Genomic DNA, 24,888 nt, shown 5'->3' on the forward strand with positions numbered 1-24,888 from the left:
CCAAGCGAAAACCGTTACACACTTTTTCAGGAATTGCTTAAGAAACCAAGCAGGCGGCGAAGTCCGGCAGAGCCGTCCAGCCTTGTACATTAGCGTCTGTCAAACACCAACGCGGCGCCGGTGTGGCGAAGGTCGGGTATTCACGGCGCATAGGCGCTCGCACGGCCTCAGGCGCGCTCGAAGGAGACCAGGCCTTCATCCTTGACCCGGCGGATGGTGAGCGCGGTGCGCACCGTATCGACATTCGGCGTCGAGGTCAGCTCCTCGATGACGAAGGTCTGGAAGGCGCCGAGGTCGCTTGCCACGCAATGCAGCAGGAAATCGGATTCGCCCGAGACCATCCAGGCATCGCGCACGATCGGCCAGCCGCGTGTGCGCTCGGCGAAGGTGCGCAGCTCCGCATCGGCCTGGTGGTGCAGCCCGACCAAGCAGAAGGCGACGACATCGAGGCCGAGCGCCGGCGCATTGAGCAGCGCACGGTAGCCGCGGATGATGCCGGCTTCCTCCAGCCGCTTGACCCGGCGCAGGCAGGGCGGCGCCGAAATGCCGACGCGGTTCGACAATTCGACATTGGTCATGCGCCCGTCGGCCTGCAACTCGCGCAGGATCTTCCAGTCGATGGCGTCGAGGTCGGCTTTCAGGGGCATGGCGGTCTCAGCTCGGCGCAAGAATCTTTCGCGATTTTGTAATTAAACGACTTTTGTGTCGGCGCTAGCCCTCATCAACGCGATTTTTGAACGGTAACGAAAGCGGCGATCGTGCGAATAACCGCTTGGGCCGAAGCTTTCCGGGGACGACGGCCCCTCCGTCTTGCTGGCGTGGTTGGCAACCCTTACATTACCAGCGACATTTCACGCTATTTCCCAAGGCACACCCCGATTGTCTGCCCCGCAGAGGTTCTAGATGACCACCAAGCACGCGCCCGTTCTCATCATCGGTTCCGGTCCGGCCGGCTATACGGCGGCGGTCTATGCCGCCCGCGCCATGCTGAAGCCGATGCTGGTCGCCGGCCTGCAGCAGGGCGGCCAGTTGATGATCACCACCGATGTCGAGAACTATCCAGGCTTCGCCGACCCGATTCAGGGGCCGTGGCTGATGGAACAGATGCTCAAGCAGGCCGAGCATGTCGGCACCGACATCATCAACGACATCATCACCGAGGTCGACCTCAACGTGCGGCCGTTCCGTGCCAAGGGCGATTCCGGCACCACCTACACCGCGGACGCGCTGATCATCGCTACCGGCGCGCAAGCCAAGTGGCTGGGCATTCCGACCGAGCAGGATTTCATGGGCTTCGGCGTCTCGGCCTGTGCCACCTGCGACGGCTTCTTCTATCGCGGCAAGGATGTCGCGGTGGTCGGCGGCGGCAATTCGGCGGTGGAGGAGGCGCTCTATCTGTCGAACCTCGCCAAGAGTGTCACGGTCATCCATCGACGCAGCGACTTCCGCGCCGAGCGTATCCTGCGCGAGCGGCTGCTGAAGAAGGAGAATGTCCGCGTCATCTGGGACACGGTGGTCGACGAGATCACCGGCCGCCCGGGCAAGGCGCCGCTGCCGCCTTCAGTCGAAGGGCTGAAGCTCAAGCATGCGGTGACCGGCGCCGAGACGCATCTCAAGGTCGACGGCGTGTTCGTGGCGATCGGCCATGCACCGGCGGTCGAGCTGTTCGCGGGCAAGCTGAAGCAGAAGCCGAACGGTTACCTGTGGACGGCGCCGGATTCGACCCGCACCGACGTGCCCGGCGTGTTCGCGGCCGGCGATGTGACCGACGATATCTACCGCCAGGCGGTGACGGCTGCGGGGCTCGGCTGCATGGCCGCGCTGGAAGCGGAAAAGTATCTGGCCGGTATCGAGGTGCATCGCGAAGCAGCGGAATAGGCCGCTTGCAAAACTGTTAAAAAAACGGCTTAGAAACGCCGTGTAAAAGCCTGATTTTTCATTCAGACGCCAAACAGAACGAGGGGAATCATGGCGTTGGACTGGGACAAGCTACGCGTGTTTCACGCTGCGGCGGAAGCGGGGTCGTTTACGCACGCGGCCGAGACATTGCATCTGTCGCAATCGGCGATATCGCGGCAGGTCAGTGCGCTCGAGCATGATGTCGGCGTGCCGCTGTTCAACCGCCATGCGCGTGGCCTGGTGCTGACCGAACAGGGCGAGATGCTGTTCCGCACGGCGCATGACGTGCTGATGAAGCTCGAGACCATCAAGTCGCGTCTGACCGAGACCAAGGACCGGCCCTCCGGCGTGCTTCGCGTGACGACGACCGTCGGCCTCGGCGCCGGCTGGCTGACCGAACGGGTGCAGGAGTTCATCGAGCTCTATCCCGAGATCAGCCTGCAGCTGATCCTGGCCAATGAGGAACTCGACCTCACCATGCGCCAGGCCGACTGCGCCATCCGGCTGCGCCAGCCGCAGCAGCCGGACCTGATCCAGCGCCGCCTGTTCACCGTGCATTTCCACCTCTACGCAGCACCCGCCTATGTCGCCAAGCATGGTAAGCCGGCCTCGGTCTCGGAGCTCAGAAACCATCGCATCGTCACCTTCGGCCTGCCGGTGCCGTCGCATCTGTCGGAGTTGAACTGGCTGGAGACGGTCGGCGATTTCGAGGGCGGCCAGCGCGTGCCGTCGCTGCAGATCAACGACATCTTGTCGATCAAGCGCGCGGTGCAGGGCGGCGCCGGCATCGCCATGCTGCCCGACTATGTGATCAACAAGGATTCCGGTCTGGTGCAGCTTTTGCCGGAAACCGAGGTGCCGTCCTTCGACACCTATTTCGCCTATCCCGACGCGATGAAGAACCAGGCGAAGCTGCACGTGTTCCGCGACTTTATCATTGCCAAGGCCAGAAGCTGGTCCTTCTAGGATACGCCGATATTCAGGTGAGGCCGGCCTGCGAGCGTGAGCTTCCTGCGCTTCCCCGTTCTACAGCGTCGCAGTAGAACTGAACTCACGGACGGAAAGTCCGCTCCGTTCCGGTTCTCGGAGGCCCTCGCTCTCGGCTCGGCCTGACCTGAATCTCGACATATCCTCAGGCAGCGCCGCTTCCGCGATCCTGTTCACCCCGCCAGGGCGTCAGGCGGGGCAGCCAGCCAGGGACATTGCGGCGGTAGGTTTCGTAGTCGGCGCCGTAGCGGCTGGCGAGCGTCGGCTCCTCATAGAGCCTGACGAAGGAGCCCATGACAGCAGCGCCGATGACGGCATAGGCGACGAGCGTCCAGCTCGAGAACAGCAGCGCCTGGCCGAGGATGATCGACAGCACGGCGACATACATGGGGTTGCGGACATGGCGGTAGATGCCGCCGATCACGAGCTTCTCCGTCGGCGCGACGGGGGCAGGCGTGCCCAGCCCCTCGAGCGCGAAGCGGGCGAAGGCATGCAGCAGCACCGCGGCCGAGGCGACGATGAGAACGCCGCCGGCAAGGACAAAGCCCGGCACGGTGGACCACGGCAAGCCCCAGTGATCGCTAAGCAGCCAGGGGACAAGTCCGGCAACCACGCCCGGTGCTGCGATCAGGAAAATGCCGCTGCCGGCAATCGCTGAAAAAGGACGCATTGGCTGTTTCCTGCCTAGCTGCCTTAGAATTGAACGGCCGCTGCCTGATTCCAGGTCATCAGGTGTTTTTCGGCTTTTTGGAGCAAAATCGGCCGGGAATGACGTTTTCATGACGACAATGACCCAGCCGCGTGCCCGATTTCGGCGATTCTGCTGGTCCTATTGGCTCTCTGAATGGGTTAGACCACAGCCTGCGTCTTTTTGCATGCGTGTGTTGCAAAATAGATGCTTGTTTCTTGGGCATGAGGAGCAGATATATAGATCATCTCCTGGGCGCGTTCTCCTCCCATTAGCGCCCTCGAGTGTTCCCCTCTGGAGGTTAGCCTTAACAGGCACTTCCAATCAAACTCAGCCGGATCTTCGTTGATCCGGCTTTTTTGTTGCCCGGACCCTGCTGCGATGGCCGGAGATTTCATCAGAATTGCCGCGTAACAGTGTCATGTAACCTCTGGTAACATGACAACGATGCGTTCCGCTGCTATGAAGACGCTAGGACGCGGTGTGGTTCGGACGGGAGATGGGGGCATCACTCGTACGGCCCGGGCTCAGGCGGCTACCGCGTCCGAACCTTTTCCGCCGAAGCGCGGCGACTGTACATGCGGCGGACCTGCCGTTCCCCTCCCAAGAAAACGGTCCGCAAACAAAACGGCGTCCGGCCCCCCGGGCGTCGTTTTTGGTTTTTATGCAAGTTGCTGTCCCAAGGCCGCAGCTGACTTTCGGGCGAGACGCATAGTCCCGCTGCGTCATAAACTTCGACAATCCTCAACGTTGGCGCTGCCCCCTCACTGTCCTGTCCGTCCTGCGCAGCAGCTGCGGAGGACGGACCGGCTATCTCTCCCCGTAAAACGGGGAGAGAGCGGGTGATCGCGACGAAATTAGGCGGCCTTGCCGTTGGCGTTCATCGCTTCGTCGGCGAGGCGGCCGGTGAGTTCGGCCATGTGGTCGAAGGCGGCGCGGTAGCTGGCGACGCCCGCGGTCGCCGAGCGCAGCTCGATGATCAGATCGCCGATCTCGGCCTGCGGCATGGTTGCCTCGACGACATCCCAGCCCGGCCAGCCGGGCCGCGCGTCATAGCCGAGGATCTGGCCACGCCGCTGCGGGATCAGCGCGATGATCTTTGACGTGGCGTCCGACGGCGTGACAATCTCGACTTTCATCACCGGCTCCAGAAGCACCGGCGAGCAGGCGGCCATGCCTTCCTTCATGGCGAGCTTGGCCGCCATCTGGAAGGCCATGTCGGAGGAATCGACCGCATGGTAGGAGCCGTCCGACAGGTTGACGGCTACGTCGACGACGGGGAAGCCGAGCGGGCCGGACTTCAGATAGTCGCGCACGCCGGTTTCGACCGACTGGATGTAGGTCTTCGGCACGACGCCGCCGGTGATGGTGTCGGTGAACTGGAAGCCGGTGCCGCGCGGCAGCGGCTTGATCTCGATCACCACATCGCCGAACTGGCCATGGCCGCCCGACTGCTTCTTATGGCGGCCGCGCTGCTGTGCCGGTTTGCGGATCGTCTCGCGATAGGGCACGGCCGGCGCGTGGCCTTCGACCGGGATCTGGTTCTTGCCCTCCAGCCGCTCGCGCACGACGCGCAGATGCATCTCGCCATGGCCGGACAGCACCGTCTCGGCCGAGTCCTGGTTGTGGCGCAGGCTGAGCGAGGGATCTTCCTCCGCCAGCCGCTGGATGGCGGCCGACATCTTGACCTCGTCCTTGCGCTCTTTCGGCCGCAGCGCGAAAGCGAAGACCGGCTGCGGTGGCTCGAAGGTGAACAGCTGTTTGGTGCCGCCCTTGGCCGAGGTCAGCGTCTGGCCGGTCTTGACCTCGTCCAACTTGCCCAGCGCCACGGTGTCACCGGCCTTGGCGGCGGTGAGCTTGAACTGGTCCTTGCCGAGCATCTTGTAGATGCCGGAAACCTTCGCCGTGTCGCCGCCACCGGGCAGCCAGAGTTCCGAGCCGTCGGCGACCTGGCCGGACAGGATGCGCGACACCGACAGCTTGCCGCCATGCGGCGTGTGGATGGTCTTCATCACCTGGACCACGGTGGCGCCGCCGTCTTGGGCGTCAAGCCGCTTGCGGGTCGCCTCGATGTCGGGCGCGTCGTGGCGGATCGCCTTCAGGAGGCGCAGCACGCCGTTGCCTTTTTCCGCCGTGCCGATCAGCACCGGCGTCACGACGCCTTCGCGCAGGTCGGCGGCGAGGTCGTCGAAGATCGCGTCCTTCGGCGGCTCGATCTCCTCGAGCAATTGTTCCATCAACTCGTCGTCATGGTCGGCCAGGGTTTCCAGCATGGAGAAGCGCGCTTCCAGTTCGCGCGCCTTGTCGTCGCCGGGTATTTCAGCCACTTCGCTTTCGGCATATTCGCGGTAGATGTAGGCGCGCTCCAGCGCCAGATCGATCGAGCCGATGACGACGCCGTCCTTGCGCAGCGGAATCTGGCGCAGCAGGAGCGGCACCGAGCTTGCCGGCTGCAGCATCTTCAGCGTGTCGCGCACGCCTGCAATCGCCTTGTCGACCTTGTTGAGGAACAGGATGCGCGGCACGCCGAGATCGTCGAGCTTGCGCATGATGAGCTGCAAAGCAGGGATCTTCTTTTCATCGGCCTCGGCGACGACCACCGCGAGATCGCAGGCGGCCAGCACCGGTTCGGCCTCAAAGGAGAATTCGATCGAGCCGGGACAATCGACAAAGGTGATCTGCTCGCCCATGAAATCGGTGGTGGCGATGGTCGCCTCGACGCTCATGGCGTGGGCGCGCGCTTCCGGCGAATGATCCGAGACGGTGTTGCCTGATGAAACGGGATTTTGTCGGGGGATGGCGCCCGTACGGGCCAATATGGCTTCGAGAAGTGTCGTCTTACCGCTTGCAAAGGGACCGACTATGGCAATGCATTTCGGTCCCGTGCGTCGTCCTCCGGCGCGAGTACCCATGGCTGACCTCCACTCAGGCGTTTCCCTAGGGACCGACTGGCTTGCATGGTTCAGGCGTGGTCAATCGGTCCTGAGCGGCGGCCGGCCTGTTCGACCGTCGCGGGCGGGGTTCTTTTTCATGTCGCCACCTGCCCTGATGCATCGTCCCACTTGTTTGCCGGCAGGGCAAGGAAAATAGAAATCCGCGGCCGTGCGGCGGCCTCAGGCACTTAGTGCCAGGGGTTCTCCACTGATGGCGCGCAAGGGGGCGACCTTGTCGCGCGGCGCCGGCCTGCCGAAGAAATAGCCCTGGAATCGGTTGCAGCCGGCGGCCTTGGCCAGTGCGAACTCTTCCTGTGTCTCGACGCCTTCCGCCACGATGGTGACATCCTGGATGCGCGCGATCTGCGCCAGCGCCGAAACGAAGATCTGCGCCACCTGGTCGTGGGCAAGGCTGCGTATGTAGGAGCGGTCGATCTTGATGCTGTCGATAGGCAAGGTTTTCAGATAGTTGAAGCCGCAGTGGCCGGTGCCGAAATCGTCGAGCGCGATGTGGAAGCCGAGGCCGCGCAGCGCTTCGAGACGCCGCAGGATTTCCGGCGTGGCGGCGGTTGCCACCGTCTCGGTGATCTCGATGATGAACTGCGCCGCCGAACGGCCGCTTTCCCTGAGCACGCGCTCACACATGGTGACGATCTCATCGCGCTTCAGCTGCTCGCCGGAGACGTTGATCGAGATGCGGCGCCCGGGGAAATGGCCGATATCGGCGCAAGCCCGCTTGAACACCCATTCGCCGAGCATGTCGATCAGCGTCGAGCGTTCGGCGATGGGGATGAACTCCGCCGGCGAGATCAGCCCACGAACCGGATGACGCCAGCGGATCAGGCCTTCGAAAGCACAGGCGGACCCGTCCGGGTTGACGATCGGCTGGTAGTGGAGTTCGAGCTCGCCGAGATAGACCGCCGCGCGCAACTCCCGCTCGACCAGCCGCCGGTAGCGCTTGTCGGACAGCATCTCTTCGTCGAACACGGTGACGCGGCCACGGCCCGCCGCCTTGCTTTCATAGAGCGCCAGGTCGGCAACCAGCATCAGCTCCGCCGTGTTGGAGGCATGGGCCGGCGCCAGCGCCACGCCGACCGAGATGGAGAGCGGAATGGTCTTGCCTTCATGCGATTTGCCGGCCCGCATCGTGTCGAGCAACTGCCTGATGTCCTTGTTGACGGCGGCAAGGTCGCTATGCGGAATGATGACGCCGAATTCGTCGCCACCCAGCCGCCCGACCATGCCGCCGGCAAAGATGCGTTCCGATGTCTTGACCAAGTGCACCAGAGCGACGTCGCCGAACTGGTGTCCGAACGTGTCGTTGAGCTGCTTGAAGTGATCGACGTCAATCAGAAGCAAAGTCGCTTCGCGCCGGTCGCGCATCGTGCCCAGGCTGTCGCGCAACGCTTCGAGGAAGTAGCGCCTCGTCATCGCCCCGGTCATGACGTCCCTGGTCAGGAAATGATGTTTTTCCGCCTCGGCCGCCGCCGCCGAGCGCAAGCGATGGACGACGCTGGCGCGCATATACATCAGCGCCAGCAAGGCAAGGCCTGTGGCCAGGATCGAGACGGCGAAGGGGCTGCCCGAGGGCAGGTTGCGCGAGATGTCGAAAGCGCCGAGTGCGGCCGCGCCGATGCTGAGCACAAGCAGGGCCTGGATGCCGCGATAGATCCGGCCGCTATGGTCCTTGATCGTCGCCAGTATGCTCATCCGACGGCCCCCGCAATGCTGGCTCACGGCTAGTGGCGAGCCGTTAAGAAGACATTGAATTCGCCGTTGTTTCGCCACGTGCCGTCATGGGCGAAAGGTTCATGGTTAAGGAGAGAAAACCGCGTCTCCCTCCAGGCAGCCGAAACAGCCGGTTGCGCCTCGGGCGATATCGGTCGACAATGTGTTTGCCTCGACGAACAGCGGCGTTTGCTGCCGGTCGCTTCACCACCAGTTTCAGGATCAGACGATGAAGATCATTGCTTGCGGCAGCGTGTCGACCATCATAGCGCCGGAAAAATACTTCACCGGCCGGGTTCTGCAGACGCCGATCATCGAGGCGGAGGCGCCGGCGCGGCTGAGAGCGACACTGGTCAGCTTCGAGCCGGGCGCGCGCACCCACTGGCACACACATCCGCTCGGCCAGACGCTCTATGTCACCTCGGGTGCCGGGCTTGCCCAGACATGGGGCGGCCGGGTCCAGGAGATCAGGGCAGGCGACGTGATCTGGTTCGCGCCGGCCGAAAAGCACTGGCATGGTGCCGGGGCGAAGACGGCGATGACGCATATCGCCATGCAGGAAGCGCTCGACGGCGTCCATGCAGACTGGCTGGAAGCGGTTTCCGGCGAGCAATATGGCAGCTGAGCCTGGCCGCCTGTAGAAATCATCATGCCGAAGAACCGCCTGCCTCTGGTCGCCGCCGTCTATCTCGGCTCGTTCGTCGCTTTGCTCGACGTCAGCATCGTCAATGTCGCGCTGCCGACCATCCAGCAGGCACTGCACACCGATTTCGGCGGCCTACAATGGGTGGTCGATGCTTACACGCTCTGCCTGTCGGCCTTCATGCTGTCGTCGGGACTGATCGGCGACCGCTATGGCCGCAAGCGCTCGTGGCTGGCCGGCGTCGGCATCTTCGTCGCCGGTTCGCTGATCTGCGCCATCGCGCCCAATTTGCCGGCGCTGCTGGCCGGCCGGGTGGTGCAAGGCATTGCCGGATCGCTGCTCATTCCGGGTGCGCTGTCGATCCTGACGCAGGCTTTCCCCGATCCGCGCGAGCGGGCTGGCGTCATCGGTGGCTGGGCCTCGTTCGCCGCCGTTTCGCTGGTCGTCGGCCCGGTGCTGGGCGGCATATTGGTGCAGACCGTCGGCTGGCAGAGCATTTTCCTGATCAACCTGCCGCTCGGCCTTTTCACCATTGCGCTCGGTGCGGCTTCGATCGAGGAGACGGCGCATCCCGAACATGCCCATCTCGACCTTGTCGGCCTGGCGCTCTCGATCCTGTGGCTCGGCGCGCTGACCTTCGGCCTGATCTCGGCCGGCGAGACCGGCTGGAGCGATCCCAGGACCATCGCGGCCATCATCGCCGGGGTGGTTGGCCTGGCGGTCTTCCTTGGCTTCGAGGCGCGCACGCCACGGCCCATGCTGCCGCTGGGCCTGTTTCGCGACGTGCGCTTTGCCGTCGCCAATGTCGCCTCGTTCGCGCTCGGCTTCACCTCCTACAGCAGCGTCTTTTTCTTCTCGATGTTCCTGCAGCAGGTGCAGGGCTGGTCGCCAACGCAGACCGGCCTGCGCATGGCGCCGGCCTTCCTTGTCCAGATCGTGGTGTCGCCCTGGATCGGCCGGCTCAGCGCCCGCTATGGACATTCGCTTTTGATGACGGTGGGCTATGTGCTGATCGGCCTTTCCATGCTCGGCATGTGCTGGGCCGGGCCATCGACGCCCTATGCGGTGCTGTGCGTATTGTTCGCCGTAAACGGCCTCGGCAACTCGCTGGCGATCCCGACCGGCAGTGCCGCCGCCATGTCCTACGCGCCACGCGAACGCTCGGGCATGGTGTCGGCGGTCATCAACGCCACCCGCCAGAGCGGACTGGCCATCGGGATCGCCTTGCTCGGTGCCTTGATGAGCATGCGGGCGACCAGCCTGCTGACAGGATATCTTGATGATGCCAATGTGCCCAATGCCGAAGCAGTGGCGCGTGCGGCCATCTCACAGCATGTTTTCACAACCGAGGCGGCAATCGGCGAGGGGGGCGTGCACCAGCTCTTCGCCACCGCCTATGCCGGCGGCTTCCACGCCGCCATGCTGACAGCGGCGATTGCCGCGTTCCTCACCGCGGCTTTGCTGAGCGTGGTTCTCGCGCCGGCCGAAGCGCGTTCGGCCAGGCAGGCCAAGCAGCAGGCGTGAGGGGCCTCCAACAAAGAACCCGGCGATGATGGCGCCGGGTTCTTTCTGTCTTCAGATTGATCCGATCAGGTCAGCGATGCCGTAAAACGCTGGATGCGCGTGCAGGCTTCCTCCAGCAACGTCTCCGAGGTCGCGTAGGAGATGCGGAAGTTGGGGCCAAGGCCGAAGGCCGAGCCGAACACCACCGCCACGCCTTCGGCCTCAAGCAATTCCGAGCAGAAGGCCTCGTCGGTGTCGATAACCTTGCCGGCCTTGGTCTTCTTGCCGATCAGCTGGGCGCAGGACGGATAGACATAGAAGGCGCCTTCCGGCGACGGGCATGTAATGCCGCGCGCCTGGTTGAGCATCGAGACGACGAGGTCGCGCCGGCCTTGAAAGATCGCCTTGTTCTTGGCGATGAAGTCCTGCGGGCCGTTGAGCGCCTCGACGGAAGCCCATTGCGCGATGGTGCAGGCACCCGAGGTCTGCTGGCCCTGGATCATGTCCATCGCCTTGATCAGCTGGACCGGGCCGGCGGCATAGCCGATGCGCCAGCCGGTCATGGCATAGGCTTTCGACACGCCGTTCATGGTCAGCGTCCGCTCATAGAGCTTTGGCTCGACCTCGGCGATGGTCTTGAAGACGAAATCGCCATAGGTCAGGTGCTCGTACATGTCGTCGGTCAGCGTCCAGACATGCGGATGCTTCAACAGTACATCGGCCAGCGCGCGCAGCTCGGCTTCCGTGTAGGCCGCGCCCGACGGGTTGGACGGCGAGTTCATCAGCAGCCATTTGGTCTTCGGCGTGATCGCCTTCTCCAGCACTTCAGCTGTCAATTTGAAACCATTGTCGATCGAGGTGTCGGCGAACACCGACGTGCCGCCGCAGATCGCCACCATTTCGGGATAGCTGACCCAGTAGGGGCGCGGGATGATGACCTCGTCGCCGGGGTTCAGCGTCGCCATGAAGGCGTTGAACAGGATCTGCTTGCCGCCAGTGCCGACGATGGTCTGCTCGGGTCTGTAGTCGAGATTGTTCTCGCGCTTGAACTTTTTCGCAATCGCCTCGCGCAGCGGCACGATGCCCGACACCGGCGGATACTTGGTCTCCCCGCGGCGGATCGCCTCGATCGCCGCATTCTTGATGTTGTCGGGCGTGTCGAAGTCCGGCTCGCCGGCGCCGAGGCCGATAATGTCACGGCCGGCATTTTTCAGCTCGCGGGCTTTCTGCGTCACCGCGATGGTGGCGGAAGGCTTTACGCGGGAAAGGGTGTCGGCAAGAAAGGCCATGACCTCTGTCTCTCCTTGAGAAGATCGGCGCGGCCAGGAGCGGCCGCGGCGCTTCTCATGTCGCATGATTTCGCTCAGTGCAAGCATTGTCGGCTGATCCAGGCCTCAAGGAGCCGTGATTGCAACCTGTGGGCGGCAACAAAAAATTCATTAACGGGCGGTAAGGGCTTGAGTGGCAGGATCGCAATCCATTCCGCCATTTTGCGGAGCGAGGAACCGTGTCGCGCAGCATCGGGCTTGCCCATATCATCCGTCATGATGACGGCACCTCTACCGGTGTCTGGGGTATCTACACGCTGCAAAGTGCCTTCCAGCCGATCTTCGCTTTCAAGGAAGGCAAACTGTCGGTTGCCGCCTTCGAGGGGCTGATCCGGCCGTTTCGCGACGGCGAGTCGCAATCGCCGATGGCGTTCTTCTCGACATGTCCGGCCGCCGACCGCCTGCATGTCGAGGCGCTGACCAGGACGCTGCATCTCCTCAATGCCGGCGCCTGCCTGCCGCAGGAGGCATCGATCTTCGTCAATTTCGACCCGTCGGTGTTCACCGAGCGGTCGATCGCCGACAATGCCTTGCGCGAGATGCGGCTTGTGCTGCACGAGGCCGGCATCGATCCTGGCCGCGTCGTGTGCGAGGTGACCGAGCAGAGATCGGCATCGCAGGAGGCCCTGCATGGCTTCGTCGCCGCACTCAGGGCCAACGGCTTCCGCATCGCGGTGGATGACTATGGCGCCGACGATTCCGACATCAACCGCATCAAGGAGTTGAAGCCCGACATCGTCAAGTTCGATGCCACCTGGATCACGCAGCTTATGGAGTCCGGCGCCGGCTTCGCGCTGTTGACCACCATGGTGAAAAGCTTCGAGGACCAGGGCATCCGCACGGTGTTCGAAGGCATCGAGGAGGGATGGCAACTGGAGCTCGCCGAGAAGTCCGGCGCTTCGATGGTGCAGGGCTTCGTGCTGGCGCGGCCGGAGCTGGCGCCGACCAGCTTCCGCGTTTTCGGCAAAAGCAGTCCGGACCCGGTTTCCGCTGCAGGTGATGCGTCCACTGCCCCCACCATCGCGCCGCGTACAGGGCGGCAGGCAAAAGCCTTCGGCCGCAGAGCCGCGCCATGAGGTTCGAGCGGCGGCGCACGGTCGGCGACGCGATCTTTGCCGATGAAATCGGTATCGAATACGGCGTCTGTGGCGAGTTCCGCCTGCGCAGCGCTTACCAGCCGATCTTCGCGCCGCTTGGGCGTTCACTGCACGCAGTGGCGGTCGAGGGGCTGATCGAGCCGCACCGTGCTGGCCGGGCAGGGTCGCCGCGGGCGTTCTTTGAAAGTGTCGCCGCGCCGGACCGGCTGTTTGTCGAGACCATGTGCCGGATGCTGCACTTAAGGAATTTCCACAATATCGGCGTCGACGGGCTCGACCTGTTCTTCAACTACAATCCGATGATCAACGACCATACCGGGCGGGCGCTGGCCGAGATCCGGCTGATGAGCCGGCATCTCGGCGAGCTCGGCCTCGCTCCGGGCATGCTGGTCTGCGAAATCACCGAACAGGCGGCGGACGACGCGCTTCTCGCCAGGCTGGTGCGCGAGATGCGGCGCGACGGCATCCGCATCGCCATCGACGATTTCGGCACCGGTCATTCGACCGTGGAACGGGTAAGCCTGCTTCAGCCGGATATCGTCAAGATAGATGGCGGCTGGTTCGGGGAGTTCTGCCGCCACACCGCCGCCGAGCGCTTCTTCCGCCCGCTGGTCTCCAGCCTGCACGACCGCGGTGCGAGGGTGCTGGTCGAAGGCATCGAGCAGCCCGTCCATCTGCGCGTCGCCCTCGACGGTGGCGTCGACCTGCTGCAGGGGTTTCTTCTCGCCCGGCCGGCGCTGGCCGGCACTATCTTCAACGAAGAGCCGCTGTCAGTCGATGCGCTGCTGGGCCGGGACAACAAGGTCGTGCCGTTGTTCGGCTAGGGCATGCCGATATTCAGGTGATGCCGGCCTGCGAACGGCGGTTTCCTGCGGTTCCGGTACTCACCTACGAAAAGTACGCTCCGTTCCGGTTCTCGAAAACCACCATTCTCGGCTCGGCCTGACCTGAATCTCGACATGCCCTTGGGCGAGCGCTGTCACATATCAGCGCCGATGATGGTCGCGCCAAAACAAATCATTGGTTGAGGGCACGGCTGCTGCGATAATCGCCTGGTCAAGGCAGCGCTCCGGGGACCGTCCATGATACTCTACAGCATGATCGACAGCGGCAATTGCTACAAGCCGCGCCTGCTGATGGCCAAGCTTGGCCTCGCCTTCACCACGATCGAGGTGAGTTCGCATACCGGCGACACGCGAAAAGCCGACTTTGTCGCCAAGAACCCGAACGCCATGGTGCCGCTGCTCGAACTCGACGACGGCTGCCGGCTGGCCGAATCCAACGCCATCCTGCTCTATCTCGCCGAAGGCACGCGCTTCCTGCCGGCGGACAAGTATGAACGCGGGCTCGCCTATCAATGGCTGTTCTTCGAGCAGTACAGCCACGAGCCCTATATCGCCGTGCGCAAGGCGCTGCTGACCTTTCCCGAACGCGCCAGGGATGCCACGCCCGAGCGGCTGGCGATGACGCTGGAGCGCGGCCACAAGGCGCTCGGCGTGATGAACAGATATCTGGAGAACAACGCTTTCTTCGCCGGCAACGCCTTCAGCGTCGCCGACATCGCGCTCTATGCCTACACGCATACGGCCGAACAGGGCGGGTTCCAGCTCGACGCCTATCCGGCTGTCGTGGCCTGGCTTGGCCGCGTCGAGGCGGATCCGGGGCATGTGCCGATCGGGTGGGTGGGTTGAGACCTTCTCAATAATTCTACTCTGGCGGCCACCTAGCGCGGTTTTCTGCGCTTCCGGTGCTCACGTACTTAAATGTACGCTCCACTCCGGTTCTCGAAAACCACGCTATCTGACTCGCCAGAGCGAATTCTTGAAACGGTCTCGGCGCTGCGGCTAAAGACGTCGACAGTTTCCGGCTCGAACCTCGGCCAACGCCTTTTCGGCAAACCCGTTCAGTCGACCTGCCTTTGCATCGGCCTCAATCTGCTTGTCCCATACGTCAGCCTGGAACGCCTCGAACCATTTGGCAAAGGCCTTTAGTTCTTTGGTGCTCAGAGCTGCGATGGATCTCTCGATCTGTTCGAGCTTGGTCATGCATTGAAAATAACATGATCGGCGTTGCGAAGCGAAATGGCCTGAACCCCAGACAAACAAAAAGGCGGGATAAATCCCGCCTTCCCATGCTTGGTAGCCTGATTGGGAGCGTCCGGTCCGGGCTGGCAGCTATCTGCTGATCCAGCGTTTCGGGTCTTTCCGCTCCGGGCCCGCTTCTCGCGCGACCGTCAGTACATCCGTGACTTGCCGCGCGCCCCGGGCTCTCGCCCGGCGCGCGCCATTCGCAAAATCAGGCTGCCTTGCTCAGAGACCCAGCGGACGACTTGCCAGTGCGGCGGTCCTGCTCGATCTCGAAGTTGATCTTCTGGCCTTCGACCAGGGTCGACAGTCCAGCGCGCTCGACAGCCGAGATGTGGACGAATACGTCCGCGCCGCCGGCGTCAGGCTGGATGAAACCGAAGCCCTTGGTGGCGTTGAACCACTTGACCGTTCCAGTTGCCATTTTAGATAGTCCTTCAACATTTGCTTTAGTTTGACCAGACAAAGTCCAGCCGGTGTGCATCGAGATTTTGGAGATAGACGTCAGCAAACGCGAAGATCGCGAGGCCCGGATCGATCGGCCGAAATATCAATGGGACTGATATAGGCTGCTTTCGTTCCAAAAACAAGACTGCGTAAAAAAGCCGTGATCAAAGGGTTGCCCAATGATTGCCCCAATCTGGTAAAAGCCTCGCAACGGGGTCGGAGGCCGAGGCCGTTCGGTCCGGACGGGAGGAGACCATGAAAACCATTGTGCTTGCCGCCTGCCTGACGCTGATGGCCGCCGAGGCGCAGGCGATCTCGCGCTACGACCCGACGCATATGAGCTGCGGCAAGGTGCAGTCGACGATCGCCAGGCAGGGCGCGGTCATCCTGCGCTACCAGTCGAAGCGGGTGCCGGGGCTGCCGCTCTATGACCGCTATGTGCAGAGCCAGCAATTCTGCACTATGGGCGAGGTGAGGATGCGAGCCTATGTGCCGAGCGCCGACACCAAGTCCTGCCCGGTTTACAACTGCAAGCGGCCGGACAATGACCGGCATTTCCGCCGGCGGTTCTTCCACAACAACTAGACGCCGTCCGCGCCAGCGGTTCAGAACCCGAACGAAACCTGCGCCGGCGGCGGTGGGCCGACGCGCACGCCTTCCATGGCCAGCATCTTTTCCTTGGTGGCGGAACCGCCAGGCGCGGAGAAGCCGCCGATCTTGCCGCCGGCGGCCAGGATGCGGTGGCAGGGGATGACCAGCGGGACCGGGTTTGCGCCAAGGGCGGCGCCCGTCTCACGCGGCAGGCCGGCATGACCGGCGAGCTTGGCGAGTTCGCCATAGGTCGTGGTTTCGCCATAGCCGAGTTTTCGTGCCGCGTCGTAGATGGCGAGGCGGAAGTCGTCGATGCCGTCGAGATCGACCGGCACGCCGGAGAAATCGACATCCTCGCCCGCGGCGTAAGCCTTGATCGAGGCGATGAGGTCGACCACCCATTGCGGCTGCTTGGTGTCGGCGGAAACGCCGGCATGGCGCATCAGCCGCCGCTCCACTGATTCACGGCTGCGTTCGGGCAGGCAGAGCCGGATCAGGCCCTTTTCGCTCCAGGCAATGCCCATGAAACCGATCACTGTTTCTAACACTGCGTGGCCGGCTGTGATCGACGATGTCGTTTCCATGATGCGCTCCTTTCCGCAAAGCGGCGGAATCCGGGATTCCGTCTGGTACATATCAGGAACAATATGGCAGTTCGGCCCGAGTCCTGCCACCCGAAAACCACCAGATGGCCCCGATTGCTACCCTGGAATCGCTGGTGTAAGGGATTTCTTAACACCCCGACGAACCGGACCCGTGCGCGGCTTGCCAGCAAAACAAACCCTTATCGCGATCGGCGTGATCATGGCGGCGGCCGGCATCAGCGGCTGCACCTCGACCTCGCAGATGAAGGCCGCGCCGTCGCTGACCGAAACCGCGACCGTTGCCGGCAGCGATGCCGGCTTCACCATACCGCTGCCGGAGACGGTTTCGGTGCTGCCGCAATCCTCGGGCATCGCACCCGTCCAGACCGCCGAAATGACACCTGGCCCGGCTGCAACGCCGGCGCTTGATCCCGCCGCCCAACCGGCTGCCGCAACCGCCGCCTTTGCCGGCGCGACGCCGACGGCTCCGGCCGTGCCCGCCATCATGATCGCCAGCCCCAGTGCCTGGCAGGCGCCGGCGCCCTCCAAGGCAGGCCAGCCGGTGAAGGCAGCTCAGCCCGTGATCAAGTCCGCCGAGACCTATACGACAGCCGGCCTCGTCGTGCCGGCGGTCGCCGGCAGCGGCCAGAAACTGCCTGGCGTGCAGCAGGTGGCCTATGTGGTGCCGCAGAACCCGGCTGCCCTGGTGCAGTTCCCGTCCGCGCCGCTCAGCCCTGCCGCTCCGGAAGAACACACAGGCATGCGCGGTGACGTCGACCGGCTGATCGTCAAATATGCCGCCCTCTACCAGGTGCCGGTGGATCTGGTGCGCCATGTCGTCAACCGCGAAAGCACCTTCAACCCCAAGGCCTACAATAACGGCCATTGGGGGCTGATGCAGATTAAGCACGCGACGGCGCGCGGCATGGGCTATGACGGGCCGGCCAAGGGTCTGTTCGATGCCGAGACCAATTTGAAATATGCGGTCAAATATCTGCGTGGCGCCTGGCTGGTGGCGGACGGCAACGCCAAGAAGGCCGACTGGCTCTACCAGACCGGCTATTATTTCGACGCCAAGCGCAAGGGCCTGCTCGAGGCGACCGGGCTGGGTGTCGACCGCAAGCGGCATCGCCTGCAGCCCGACGCCTGAGCGCAATGCCCGAACCGCGCCCGCCGGCCCCGAACGACATCCGGCTGCGCAAGATCCTCGACGAGACACTCGTTGCACCGCACTGGCCGGATGGCTTTGCCATGCGCTGCTTCGAGCCAGGTGATGCGCCGCCTCTGCATGCGCTGCTGAGCGAGGTGTTCGACGACGGCACAGACGGCCCGTTCGACGAGTGGTGGCCGCGCATCTCAGGCGACCCGGAATTCGACCCGGCGCTGTGCTTCCTCGTCATCGACGCCAAGGGCCGGCTGGCGGCGGCGGCGCTGTGCTGGACAAGAGCTTTCGTCAAGGATCTTGCCGTTCACCCCGAGGCGCGCGGCAAGGGCATCGGCGAAGCGCTGATGTGGCATGCCTTCGCCAGTTTTCGCGACCGCGGCGCGGCCCATGTCGACCTCAAGACCAACACGGTCGAAAATGCCGCCGCCGTCAGGCTCTACGAGCGGCTGGGGATGTTCGAGGTGGACTGGTACTCCTGACTAAATATCCGGCGCGTTGCCGATCTTCTGCTTGAGCTCCAGCGCCCAAGCGCGGCCTTCATCGCCGCCCCAAAGCAGCCAGGCGATGTGGCCGGCCGATGGGTTTGCCTCATTGCCGTAATTCTTGCCGCGCTTGTCGACCTCGTGACGGGCAAAATAGCTGACCATGCGGCGGATGGTGGACGGTGCGAGCTTCTCGCGGTTCATCAGTTCCGTCGCGCGCGCCACACCGATCTCGGTACCGCCACGGCCGAATTGCTTGCGCAGCCGCAAGCCCTTGGCGGCATTGTCGGCCACCACTTGCGGGCAGCGCAGGTCGATCTCGTCATCGTGCATTTTGTCCCCCGGACCCACCACTGGCTTTAACCCGTGGTGAGAATGCTGGAAAGCCAGAGAGGTTCCCCGCAACAATCGCTGTGTGGCATCCGCAAAAAATGTCGGGAACCGGTCTTCGCCAAACGTCCTTGGGTCGCAGAGCAACAGCGCCGGGACGCCGGCGCCGACTAGGGAGCCGATCATGATCACCTTTCCCAACGAATCCGCCAGATACCGCACCGCCCGCGAAAAGCTCTTGAAGAAGGAAATCGAGCTGCGCCGCGCCATGGAAGCCGTGGCCGAGGCGCGGCGCGCTTTGCCCCCGGGCGGGCTGATCCGCCAGGATTATGTCTTCGATGCGCTCGATGCCGACGGCAAGCCGGCGAAGACAAAACTGTCGGAGCTGTTCGTGCCGGGCAAGGATAGTCTCATCCTCTACCAGATGATGTTTCCGCGCCATCCCCAGGAAACGCGCGATGTCGCGGTGAGCGGCGGCACGGCCAGGCTCGCCCGACCGGACCAGCCATGCCCGTCCTGCACGGCGCTGCTCGACCAGTTCGACGGCGCCGTCGGCCATCTCGAAGCCGCCAGCTTCAATTTCGCCGTGGTGGCGAAAACCGCGCTGGAAAATCTGGTCACGCTCGGCCGCGATCGCGGTTGGAAGAACATGCGGCTGGTGTCGTCGGCCGCCAACAGCTTCAAGCGCGACTACAATGCCGAGACGGCGGACGGCGCGCAGATGCCGCTGCTGTCGGTGTTCCACCGCGATGGCGACGGCATCAGGCATTTCTGGTCGTCGGAGCTTGGCTTCGCGCCACCCGAACCCGGCCAGGACCCGCGCGCCATCGGCACCTGCGAGATCCTGTGGAACCTGATGGATTTCACGCCGGAGGGCAGGCCGGATTGGCATGAGCAGCTGCAGTATGTCGGTTCCTGTTGTCGCTGACATCAGGGCGTTTCAACTTCAGCCGCTGCGTTTCAGATCGGAACGGTCTTTCAGCAAGTGGTCGCCACCCGCCTGCGCCCTTGAGCGAGCACTTCACGTCGCCGGTGAAGCTCTCGCTCAAGTCGGCCGGAACATCGGAAGATGCGCTGCATTGATAGGAGACGGTTTGCGACCCCCTTCACGGATTCGAAGTGCGACTCACAGTTAGAAACGTATGGGACTTGGTGCGAGAAAGCGTGGTTGGCTTTGTCAACGACAATGCCCTTAGTCATGGCGCGGCGATGGCCTTTTATGCCGCCACGTCGCTGGCCCCGGTTCTGATAATTGTTGTCGCGATAGCAGGCATTGCGTTTGGGCATGACGCAGCGCAGTTGGCTCTGTCTGCTCAGATCTCGGGGCTGATGGGTTCAGAAAGTGCTGCGCTCCTTCAAACCGCGCTCGAAGGGGCATCCAGCAAATCATCGGGGACCTTGGCGGCAATCATCGGCACGGCCACTTTGTTCGTCACCGCCTCGGCGGTGTTTGGCGAGATGCAGCAGGCCCTGAATGCAATATGGAAGGTTGAAGCGAAAGGGAGTTCGCTGTCGCGGCTGTTGCGCGCCCGTGCGGCAAGTCTTGGCCTGGTCGCCGCCCTCGGCTTTATGTTGCTGGTGTCCCTGGTGGCGAGCGCGGCGATCTCGGCTCTGGGCAACGTGATCAGCGCCCAATTGCCGTTCGGCGAATTTGTCCTGAGCGCGATCAACACCTTGATTTCCTTCTCCCTGATCGCCGTGATGTTTGCCGCTATCTACAAGGTCTTGCCGGATCGTGCCTTGGAATGGCGGGATGTCGGGATCGGAGCCGTGGTGACCGCCGCACTGTTCACATTGGGGAAGTCGCTTATCGGTTGGTATATCGGCACAAGTGCGATCGCATCGTCATATGGTGCGGCCGGAGGGCTGCTCGTCATACTGCTCTGGGTCTACTATTCGTCGGAAATCTTTCTGCTCGGTGCGGAGTTGACCCGCGCCTATTCCGTTCGACATGGCAGCCGGTCGGACTTGGACGGGCTGGTTCAAAATGCTCCCGCTCCGGATAACCTTGTTTCAATTCGAAAGGCCAGCTCTTCGGGCATCGTTGCGTTGTTGGCGGTGGCGTGCGTGAGCGCAACGATGACAGCCTTTCTTCTGGGGCCTCGTCGCCCGTAGGGCCAAGAGCCCCCTTCCCAGGCGCCCCATGTTCCATTGGCGGATGAATGTTTGGCTCGCCAACAGTTCCTGAGAACCAAAGGGGAAGTCGGACGTTGCCCTAGCCAACCCCCTTTGACAGGAGCACGCCATGCCCGACCGCAGCCTTGCCGAGATTGCCGAAAAAATGCGCGACATCGATGTCGCCATGCTGTCCACCCACTCCGAAGGCGGCGTCATTGCCGGCCGGCCGATGAGCAACAACCAGGACGTCGATTATGACGGCGCCTCCTACTACTTCACCTGGGAGAAGTCGGAGGTGGTGGCCGAGATCGAGCGCGACGCCAATGTGTCCTTGGCCTTCAAGGGCGATGACGGTTTCTGGGTTGCGGTCGAGGGCAAGGCCGAGATCATCCGCGACAAGGCCGCCTTCGAGGACCACTGGAACGAGGACATCGACGAGTGGTTCGAGCAGGGCACAGACACGCCCGGGCTTGCCATGATCAAGGTGGAGGCCACGCGCGCCCACTACTGGGATGGCGAGGACGAGGGCGAGGTGAAGCTGCACGCGTGAGGCTGTTTGTTCCTTTCTGGTCGCGGTGGATTGGATCTGGTGGCGGTGGATTGGAGAACGAGGGGGGCGCCGTAGTGCCCTACGTAAATACAAAAATCGAGGGAGCACCCATGCCCAAGATCAACCTCTCCGCCGTCCCCGTCCGCAAGGGCTCCGGCTACCCCGCGCCCTTCGACGCCCCTTGCGCCACCCGCACGCGCCGGCGCCTGGGCGATGCCGGCGGCCTCAGCGATTTCGGCGTCAATCTGATGACGCTGCCGCCCGGCGGCTGGTCGAGCCAGCGCCACTGGCACAGCCATGAGGACGAGCTCGTCTATGTGCTGGAAGGCGAGTTGACGCTGGTCGAGGATGGCGGCGAGACACTGCTCAAGGCAGGCGACTGTGCCACCTTCGCCAGGAGCAGCGGCAATGGCCATCACATGATCAACCGGTCGTCGGTTACAGCGCGCTACCTGGAAGTCGGCTCGCGCAATCCGGACGATGTCATCACCTGCTCCGACATCGACATGATGAGCCCGAACTCCGACGGGCGGTTTTTGCACAAGGACGGCATACCGTATCGGAGGCAGGGGTGAGCGCGATCTTCCCTTCTCCCCTTGTGGGAGAAGGTGGATCGGCGCGTCAGCGCCGAGACGGTTGAGGGGTGTTCCAGCGAAGTGAGACGCTGGTGGCATCTGGAGCACCCCTCATCCGACCTCGCTTCGCGAGGCCACCTTCTCCCACAAGAGGAGAAGGGAAGAACGGCGCTGGCGTTCGTCCGGTAGCGCGATAAGCTCCCTGCCAAACCCAGGGAGCATCACCATGAAAAAACAAGTCATCGAAGTACCTATCATGTCGGACAAGGTGCGCTCACTCGGGCTGCCCTGTTCGACGGCAGTGAAGGCCAACGGTTTCGTGTTCATCTCGGCGACGCCGCCAGTGGACATGGTGACCGGCGAGATGGTGCGCGGCGACATCGAAGCCCAGACCGAGGCATCGCTGAAGGCGCTGAAACATTGCCTGGAAGCGGCCGGCACCTCGCTGGACAACGTGGTGATGGTGCGCATCTACGCCGTCAATTCCGGCTTCTACACCGCCATCAACCGGGTCTATGCCAAGTATTTCTCCACCAACCCGCCGGCGCGCAGCTTTGTGCCGGTGGCTTCGTGGCCGATGGAGTTCGATATCGAGATTGAATGTGTTGCGGTGGCGTGAGTTTTCCTTCTCTCGTCGGAACCTCAGGGAGATCGTCATGACCAAGGAAATCGTCGAAGTGCCGGTGTTGTCGGCGGCGGTGCGCGCGCTGGGCGTGCCGTTGTCGTTGGTGACCAAGGCCGCCGGGCTGGTCTTCGTCTCCGGCACGCCACCGCTCGATCTTACGACCGGCAGACTGGTCAAGGGCGACATCGAGGTGCAGACCGAGGCGTCGCTGAAGGCGCTGAGACATTGCCTGGAAGCCGCCGGCACCTCGCTGGACAATGTGGTGATGGTTCGCATCTACGCCGTCAATGCCGGCTTCTACGGCTCCATCAATCGGGTGTATGCGCGGCATTTCCCCGAAAACGCGCCATCGCGGACGTTTGTGCCGGTGGCGTCTTGGCCGATGGAGTTTGATATCGAGATCGAGTGCGTGGCGGTGGCGTGAGAAGCGAGTCTCTTAGCGTTAGAGACGCTAAAAATTTGATAAACAATCTCGACTTAAGTTTGGGGTAAAAATTCCTCTACTCTGCAACAGCAGACGATATATATTTTAAGCTCCTTTTCAATCATTTTGCATATGCTCCCTTTCCTTTCATGTATAATTTTATGTCTTTCCTTTGATTGACATCCTTTCTTTTGAGGTTCGAAAAGATCGATGTCTTGTGTGACCACAATGCTCACTTCCGCTCCCGCAGAAAATTCGACTATTCGAGCGTCTTTTGCAGGAATCCCACTTTGAATCAGGTGTCTTCTCAGCGGATTGTTTCGCACAAAAGCGACCAATCGCAACGCGCCATTTTGCATCAAATCGGCAATATGGTCGGCCACGAAAATATTTCCATCACCGCCGGTACACGAGCGCCATTCTTGAAGAAATAACCCACCTAGATCCAAGATAAGGTGATCTCTATTTTTTATAATCTCGACAGACGCAGAACAATTGTTCTGAGTTCCGCCTACAATGCCGTCTATGTAGGCTTTAAATGAATTAGCGTCGAGGAATGTAGGCATTATTCTGGATATATAAAACGTAGTTGACGTTCTGACTCAGATCTTTCCGGGTGAGCCCTTGCCTTAGCGAGCTGAAGTGATTCAACCTGCCTTTGCGGGAAGAATCCACCTGGCCAATCCGGTTTGAAGATTCCATCGGGGCGAATATCAATATCCGTAACGATTTTCTCTCCGTTATGATCTTCCACAAAGAATATCTTAACGTCTGATGGGCGTATGTCTCCGAGGGCGACATGTCGTGCGATTCTTAATACTAAATTATCGCTGTGAGTTTCTATGAATTGTTGACCACCAAACTTAGCCAATCCAACAAAAAATGATCCAAGAGAAGCTTGAGCATTTGGATGAAGGTGTATCTCAGGCTCTTGAACCACAAAGGTTGGACTTTTTCTCTGTGATACGTGAGAACCAAATATGTTAAGTCCGCCAATCAGTACGGGGAGGACTTGACTGCATCCAAAGCCAACATCACAAATATTGTGCTCCTTCCCTTTGAAATCTACGATGCATATCTCGAAATGCCTTGTAGTTAAATTTTTTACACGAATTCGATCTGCTATCTTGTTTACGCGCAACCAATCCGAAATTTGCTCCTCGAGTCCAATTCGCAGAGCGCCGCGTTTTGCGGTGTCATTTACCAGCAGCGTTATGCCGTTTGACCCGGTCCTTCCGATCTCCGTAGGAGTTTCCCCGCTGTAGAGATAAGTTCGCTGTGGCTGAGCTCGAAAGGGGCTGAGGGAATCGAAGTTGCGGAAATTATCTCGAAGCAACATGTCGGCTTTGCGCAAAGCTCGAGCAACGCGCTCAATTATGTCCTTTGATGATTTTGGAAATTCGTTCTCCGGAACGACCAACCTAGAAAGACTCGGATCAAATGGCCAAAATCCAAGAAATAGAGGGCGCCTGGCACTCTTGCTTCCCAGTACTGTCTCCACACTTCGCCGCAGGAGTTTTACGTCCGAGCTGTCCTTCCTGGCTTGGTAAGAAAAAATTTCTTCGTTATTCTCTAATAAGCTAAATCTAGATATTTCTAGTTCTCTGCGTTGTAATCTGAACTTGACGTCGAAGGAAATGTCAAATTCTCCAATACCAAGATCGAAGCCAATAGGTGTTCGGACATTATTTCCATGTACTACGTCTTGAAACGTTCCCAATTCTTCGTATGGTCCATTTAAGACTAGTGGACTGGAGCTTCCTCGGCTTGCGAAATGAGTTTGCGCGATTAAATTTATCGCACTTAGAATCGACGATTTTCCAGAATTATTTGCGCCTATGAATATATTAAGTCGACGGAATTCAAATTTATGATCCCGATATGCGCGAAAACTTCGTAGTCTGAGGTACCTAATCATTGGTCCCATCGATGAATGCAGAGCAAGAAAGCTGCCATAGGCTATCATCGAATTTAAATTTTGGAAGGCACTTTGTCTTTCGACGTTGGCTTCCTAGGCGCTACGAGTTCGCGATCCAATATGCGTCGCAGTCAGCATTTGCTACGAGAGTTTGCCTACACAGGTCCATGGCTGGCTTGAATCTGCGCT

Annotated in this window: 27 protein-coding genes; 16 read left to right on the plus strand and 11 right to left on the minus strand. The window is 61.6% G+C overall.

The features are described from left to right. Positions 1–167 precede the first annotated feature (167 nt). Entirely contained in the window at positions 168–647 is a 480-nt protein-coding gene (locus tag AC04SF_RS04455) for an Lrp/AsnC family transcriptional regulator (RefSeq protein WP_096449168.1), read from the minus strand. 256 nt (positions 648–903) lie between these two features. On the opposite strand from AC04SF_RS04455, the gene trxB reads away from it, so the two are divergent. Together trxB and AC04SF_RS04465 are read left to right on the plus strand one after the other, a co-directional pair. Further along, the gene (gene trxB, locus AC04SF_RS04460) at positions 904–1,878 is read left to right on the plus strand and encodes a thioredoxin-disulfide reductase (protein WP_488476702.1); all 975 of its coding nucleotides are present in this window, start codon (positions 904–906) and stop codon (positions 1,876–1,878) included. Positions 1,879–1,968: 90 nt separating this feature from the next. Continuing rightward, positions 1,969–2,865, plus strand: coding sequence for a LysR family transcriptional regulator (locus AC04SF_RS04465; protein ID WP_095201789.1), 897 nt, complete (start codon positions 1,969–1,971; stop codon positions 2,863–2,865). Between the two features lie 166 nt (positions 2,866–3,031). On the opposite strand, the gene AC04SF_RS04470 is transcribed toward AC04SF_RS04465, so the two are convergent. The 3 genes from AC04SF_RS04470 to AC04SF_RS04480 form a co-directional block, all read right to left on the minus strand. Beyond that, positions 3,032–3,556, minus strand: a complete 525-nt coding sequence (locus AC04SF_RS04470; RefSeq protein WP_488476703.1) for a methyltransferase family protein — start codon at positions 3,554–3,556, stop codon at positions 3,032–3,034. A gap of 875 nt (positions 3,557–4,431) precedes the next feature. After that, positions 4,432–6,486 carry an elongation factor G gene (locus AC04SF_RS04475; protein ID WP_488476704.1) on the minus strand — a complete coding sequence of 685 codons (2,055 nt, stop codon included), beginning with the start codon at positions 6,484–6,486 and terminating at the stop codon, positions 4,432–4,434. A gap of 201 nt (positions 6,487–6,687) precedes the next feature. Then, a complete protein-coding gene (locus AC04SF_RS04480; protein WP_488476705.1) occupies positions 6,688–8,217 on the minus strand; it encodes a putative bifunctional diguanylate cyclase/phosphodiesterase in 1,530 nt (509 codons plus the stop codon). A gap of 247 nt (positions 8,218–8,464) precedes the next feature. Between AC04SF_RS04480 and AC04SF_RS04485 the strand changes: the two genes are divergently transcribed. Beyond that, complete coding sequence (locus AC04SF_RS04485) at positions 8,465–8,860, plus strand: (R)-mandelonitrile lyase (protein ID WP_488476706.1); 396 nt, start codon at positions 8,465–8,467, stop codon at positions 8,858–8,860. Between the two features lie 24 nt (positions 8,861–8,884). Next, a complete protein-coding gene (locus AC04SF_RS04490; protein WP_488476707.1) occupies positions 8,885–10,402 on the plus strand; it encodes an MFS transporter in 1,518 nt (505 codons plus the stop codon). 65 nt (positions 10,403–10,467) lie between these two features. Here the strand turns inward: AC04SF_RS04490 and AC04SF_RS04495 are convergent, their stop codons facing one another. Continuing rightward, a complete protein-coding gene (locus tag AC04SF_RS04495) occupies positions 10,468–11,670 on the minus strand; it encodes a pyridoxal phosphate-dependent aminotransferase (protein ID WP_488476708.1) in 1,203 nt (400 codons plus the stop codon). A 218-nt stretch (positions 11,671–11,888) separates the two neighbouring features. Between AC04SF_RS04495 and AC04SF_RS04500 the strand changes: the two genes are divergently transcribed. The 3 genes from AC04SF_RS04500 to AC04SF_RS04510 all read left to right on the plus strand — a co-directional run bounded on the left by AC04SF_RS04500 (position 11,889) and on the right by AC04SF_RS04510 (position 14,497). Then, on the plus strand, positions 11,889–12,785 hold the full coding sequence (locus AC04SF_RS04500) for an EAL domain-containing protein (RefSeq protein ID WP_488476709.1): 897 nt from the start codon (positions 11,889–11,891) through the stop codon (positions 12,783–12,785). Continuing rightward, positions 12,782–13,630 carry an EAL domain-containing protein gene (locus AC04SF_RS04505; RefSeq protein ID WP_488476710.1) on the plus strand — a complete coding sequence of 283 codons (849 nt, stop codon included), beginning with the start codon at positions 12,782–12,784 and terminating at the stop codon, positions 13,628–13,630. Before AC04SF_RS04500 ends, AC04SF_RS04505 begins: the two co-directional genes overlap by 4 nt. Positions 13,631–13,888: 258 nt before the next feature. Further along, positions 13,889–14,497: a glutathione S-transferase family protein gene (locus AC04SF_RS04510; RefSeq protein ID WP_488476711.1), complete on the plus strand. Its 609-nt coding sequence runs from the start codon at positions 13,889–13,891 to the stop codon at positions 14,495–14,497. Between the two features lie 153 nt (positions 14,498–14,650). Here AC04SF_RS04510 and AC04SF_RS04515 read toward each other — a convergent pair whose 3' ends face one another. Both AC04SF_RS04515 and AC04SF_RS04520 read right to left on the minus strand, forming a co-directional pair. Then, the gene (locus AC04SF_RS04515) at positions 14,651–14,851 is read right to left on the minus strand and encodes a hypothetical protein (protein ID WP_488476712.1); all 201 of its coding nucleotides are present in this window, start codon (positions 14,849–14,851) and stop codon (positions 14,651–14,653) included. Between the two features lie 250 nt (positions 14,852–15,101). Further along, complete coding sequence (locus AC04SF_RS04520) at positions 15,102–15,314, minus strand: cold-shock protein (RefSeq protein ID WP_010910991.1); 213 nt, start codon at positions 15,312–15,314, stop codon at positions 15,102–15,104. Positions 15,315–15,592: 278 nt separating this feature from the next. Between AC04SF_RS04520 and AC04SF_RS04525 the strand changes: the two genes are divergently transcribed. Then, on the plus strand, positions 15,593–15,922 hold the full coding sequence (locus AC04SF_RS04525) for a hypothetical protein (protein WP_488476713.1): 330 nt from the start codon (positions 15,593–15,595) through the stop codon (positions 15,920–15,922). Between the two features lie 20 nt (positions 15,923–15,942). Here the strand turns inward: AC04SF_RS04525 and AC04SF_RS04530 are convergent, their stop codons facing one another. Next, positions 15,943–16,512 carry a methylated-DNA--[protein]-cysteine S-methyltransferase gene (locus tag AC04SF_RS04530; RefSeq protein ID WP_488476714.1) on the minus strand — a complete coding sequence of 190 codons (570 nt, stop codon included), beginning with the start codon at positions 16,510–16,512 and terminating at the stop codon, positions 15,943–15,945. Positions 16,513–16,693: 181 nt separating this feature from the next. Here AC04SF_RS04530 and AC04SF_RS04535 point away from each other — a divergent pair, with 181 nt between their 5' ends. Both AC04SF_RS04535 and AC04SF_RS04540 read left to right on the plus strand, forming a co-directional pair. Then, positions 16,694–17,662: a transglycosylase SLT domain-containing protein gene (locus AC04SF_RS04535; protein ID WP_488476715.1), complete on the plus strand. Its 969-nt coding sequence runs from the start codon at positions 16,694–16,696 to the stop codon at positions 17,660–17,662. Between the two features lie 5 nt (positions 17,663–17,667). Next, positions 17,668–18,156 carry a GNAT family N-acetyltransferase gene (locus AC04SF_RS04540; RefSeq protein ID WP_488476716.1) on the plus strand — a complete coding sequence of 163 codons (489 nt, stop codon included), beginning with the start codon at positions 17,668–17,670 and terminating at the stop codon, positions 18,154–18,156. Here the strand turns inward: AC04SF_RS04540 and AC04SF_RS04545 are convergent, their stop codons facing one another. Beyond that, positions 18,157–18,492 (minus strand): hypothetical protein, encoded by a 336-nt coding sequence (locus tag AC04SF_RS04545; protein WP_488476717.1) that lies wholly within the window; start codon positions 18,490–18,492, stop codon positions 18,157–18,159. It lies immediately after the preceding gene. 181 nt (positions 18,493–18,673) lie between these two features. Here AC04SF_RS04545 and AC04SF_RS04550 point away from each other — a divergent pair, with 181 nt between their 5' ends. The 6 genes from AC04SF_RS04550 to AC04SF_RS04575 all read left to right on the plus strand — a co-directional run bounded on the left by AC04SF_RS04550 (position 18,674) and on the right by AC04SF_RS04575 (position 22,781). Continuing rightward, positions 18,674–19,417: a DUF899 family protein gene (locus tag AC04SF_RS04550; RefSeq protein ID WP_488476718.1), complete on the plus strand. Its 744-nt coding sequence runs from the start codon at positions 18,674–18,676 to the stop codon at positions 19,415–19,417. Positions 19,418–19,653: 236 nt separating this feature from the next. After that, positions 19,654–20,604: a YihY/virulence factor BrkB family protein gene (locus tag AC04SF_RS04555; RefSeq protein ID WP_488476719.1), complete on the plus strand. Its 951-nt coding sequence runs from the start codon at positions 19,654–19,656 to the stop codon at positions 20,602–20,604. 130 nt (positions 20,605–20,734) lie between these two features. Then, positions 20,735–21,157 (plus strand): pyridoxamine 5'-phosphate oxidase family protein, encoded by a 423-nt coding sequence (locus AC04SF_RS04560; RefSeq protein ID WP_488476720.1) that lies wholly within the window; start codon positions 20,735–20,737, stop codon positions 21,155–21,157. Between the two features lie 110 nt (positions 21,158–21,267). Continuing rightward, complete coding sequence (locus AC04SF_RS04565) at positions 21,268–21,732, plus strand: cupin domain-containing protein (protein ID WP_488476721.1); 465 nt, start codon at positions 21,268–21,270, stop codon at positions 21,730–21,732. Positions 21,733–21,958: 226 nt separating this feature from the next. Continuing rightward, positions 21,959–22,351, plus strand: coding sequence for a Rid family hydrolase (locus AC04SF_RS04570; RefSeq protein WP_488476722.1), 393 nt, complete (start codon positions 21,959–21,961; stop codon positions 22,349–22,351). 37 nt (positions 22,352–22,388) lie between these two features. Beyond that, the gene (locus AC04SF_RS04575) at positions 22,389–22,781 is read left to right on the plus strand and encodes a RidA family protein (RefSeq protein WP_488476723.1); all 393 of its coding nucleotides are present in this window, start codon (positions 22,389–22,391) and stop codon (positions 22,779–22,781) included. Positions 22,782–22,834: 53 nt separating this feature from the next. On the opposite strand, the gene AC04SF_RS04580 is transcribed toward AC04SF_RS04575, so the two are convergent. Next, the gene (locus AC04SF_RS04580; RefSeq protein WP_488476724.1) at positions 22,835–23,164 is read right to left on the minus strand and encodes a hypothetical protein; all 330 of its coding nucleotides are present in this window, start codon (positions 23,162–23,164) and stop codon (positions 22,835–22,837) included. A gap of 182 nt (positions 23,165–23,346) precedes the next feature. Beyond that, entirely contained in the window at positions 23,347–24,747 is a 1,401-nt protein-coding gene (locus AC04SF_RS04585; RefSeq protein WP_488476725.1) for an AAA family ATPase, read from the minus strand. Between the last annotated feature and the right edge of the window lie 141 nt (positions 24,748–24,888).

It is taken from the genome of Mesorhizobium sp. CNPSo 4671, assembly GCF_057784245.1.

Excerpts from the sequence above, each read along its gene's own strand:
- AC04SF_RS04455 (WP_096449168.1), bottom strand. The coding sequence starts at position 647 with ATGCCCCTGAAAGCCGACCTCGACGCCATCGACTGGAAGATCCTGCGC.
- trxB (WP_488476702.1), top strand. The coding sequence starts at position 904 with ATGACCACCAAGCACGCGCCCGTTCTCATCATCGGTTCCGGTCCGGCC.
- AC04SF_RS04465 (WP_095201789.1), top strand. The coding sequence starts at position 1,969 with ATGGCGTTGGACTGGGACAAGCTACGCGTGTTTCACGCTGCGGCGGAA.
- AC04SF_RS04470 (WP_488476703.1), bottom strand. The coding sequence starts at position 3,556 with ATGCGTCCTTTTTCAGCGATTGCCGGCAGCGGCATTTTCCTGATCGCA.
- AC04SF_RS04475 (WP_488476704.1), bottom strand. The coding sequence starts at position 6,486 with ATGGGTACTCGCGCCGGAGGACGACGCACGGGACCGAAATGCATTGCC.
- AC04SF_RS04480 (WP_488476705.1), bottom strand. The coding sequence starts at position 8,217 with ATGAGCATACTGGCGACGATCAAGGACCATAGCGGCCGGATCTATCGC.
- AC04SF_RS04485 (WP_488476706.1), top strand. The coding sequence starts at position 8,465 with ATGAAGATCATTGCTTGCGGCAGCGTGTCGACCATCATAGCGCCGGAA.
- AC04SF_RS04490 (WP_488476707.1), top strand. The coding sequence starts at position 8,885 with ATGCCGAAGAACCGCCTGCCTCTGGTCGCCGCCGTCTATCTCGGCTCG.
- AC04SF_RS04495 (WP_488476708.1), bottom strand. The coding sequence starts at position 11,670 with ATGGCCTTTCTTGCCGACACCCTTTCCCGCGTAAAGCCTTCCGCCACC.
- AC04SF_RS04505 (WP_488476710.1), top strand. The coding sequence starts at position 12,782 with ATGAGGTTCGAGCGGCGGCGCACGGTCGGCGACGCGATCTTTGCCGAT.
- AC04SF_RS04510 (WP_488476711.1), top strand. The coding sequence starts at position 13,889 with ATGATACTCTACAGCATGATCGACAGCGGCAATTGCTACAAGCCGCGC.
- AC04SF_RS04515 (WP_488476712.1), bottom strand. The coding sequence starts at position 14,851 with ATGACCAAGCTCGAACAGATCGAGAGATCCATCGCAGCTCTGAGCACC.
- AC04SF_RS04520 (WP_010910991.1), bottom strand. The coding sequence starts at position 15,314 with ATGGCAACTGGAACGGTCAAGTGGTTCAACGCCACCAAGGGCTTCGGT.
- AC04SF_RS04525 (WP_488476713.1), top strand. The coding sequence starts at position 15,593 with ATGAAAACCATTGTGCTTGCCGCCTGCCTGACGCTGATGGCCGCCGAG.
- AC04SF_RS04530 (WP_488476714.1), bottom strand. The coding sequence starts at position 16,512 with ATGGAAACGACATCGTCGATCACAGCCGGCCACGCAGTGTTAGAAACA.
- AC04SF_RS04540 (WP_488476716.1), top strand. The coding sequence starts at position 17,668 with ATGCCCGAACCGCGCCCGCCGGCCCCGAACGACATCCGGCTGCGCAAG.
- AC04SF_RS04545 (WP_488476717.1), bottom strand. The coding sequence starts at position 18,492 with ATGCACGATGACGAGATCGACCTGCGCTGCCCGCAAGTGGTGGCCGAC.
- AC04SF_RS04550 (WP_488476718.1), top strand. The coding sequence starts at position 18,674 with ATGATCACCTTTCCCAACGAATCCGCCAGATACCGCACCGCCCGCGAA.
- AC04SF_RS04560 (WP_488476720.1), top strand. The coding sequence starts at position 20,735 with ATGCCCGACCGCAGCCTTGCCGAGATTGCCGAAAAAATGCGCGACATC.
- AC04SF_RS04565 (WP_488476721.1), top strand. The coding sequence starts at position 21,268 with ATGCCCAAGATCAACCTCTCCGCCGTCCCCGTCCGCAAGGGCTCCGGC.
- AC04SF_RS04570 (WP_488476722.1), top strand. The coding sequence starts at position 21,959 with ATGAAAAAACAAGTCATCGAAGTACCTATCATGTCGGACAAGGTGCGC.
- AC04SF_RS04575 (WP_488476723.1), top strand. The coding sequence starts at position 22,389 with ATGACCAAGGAAATCGTCGAAGTGCCGGTGTTGTCGGCGGCGGTGCGC.
- AC04SF_RS04585 (WP_488476725.1), bottom strand. The coding sequence starts at position 24,747 with ATGATAGCCTATGGCAGCTTTCTTGCTCTGCATTCATCGATGGGACCA.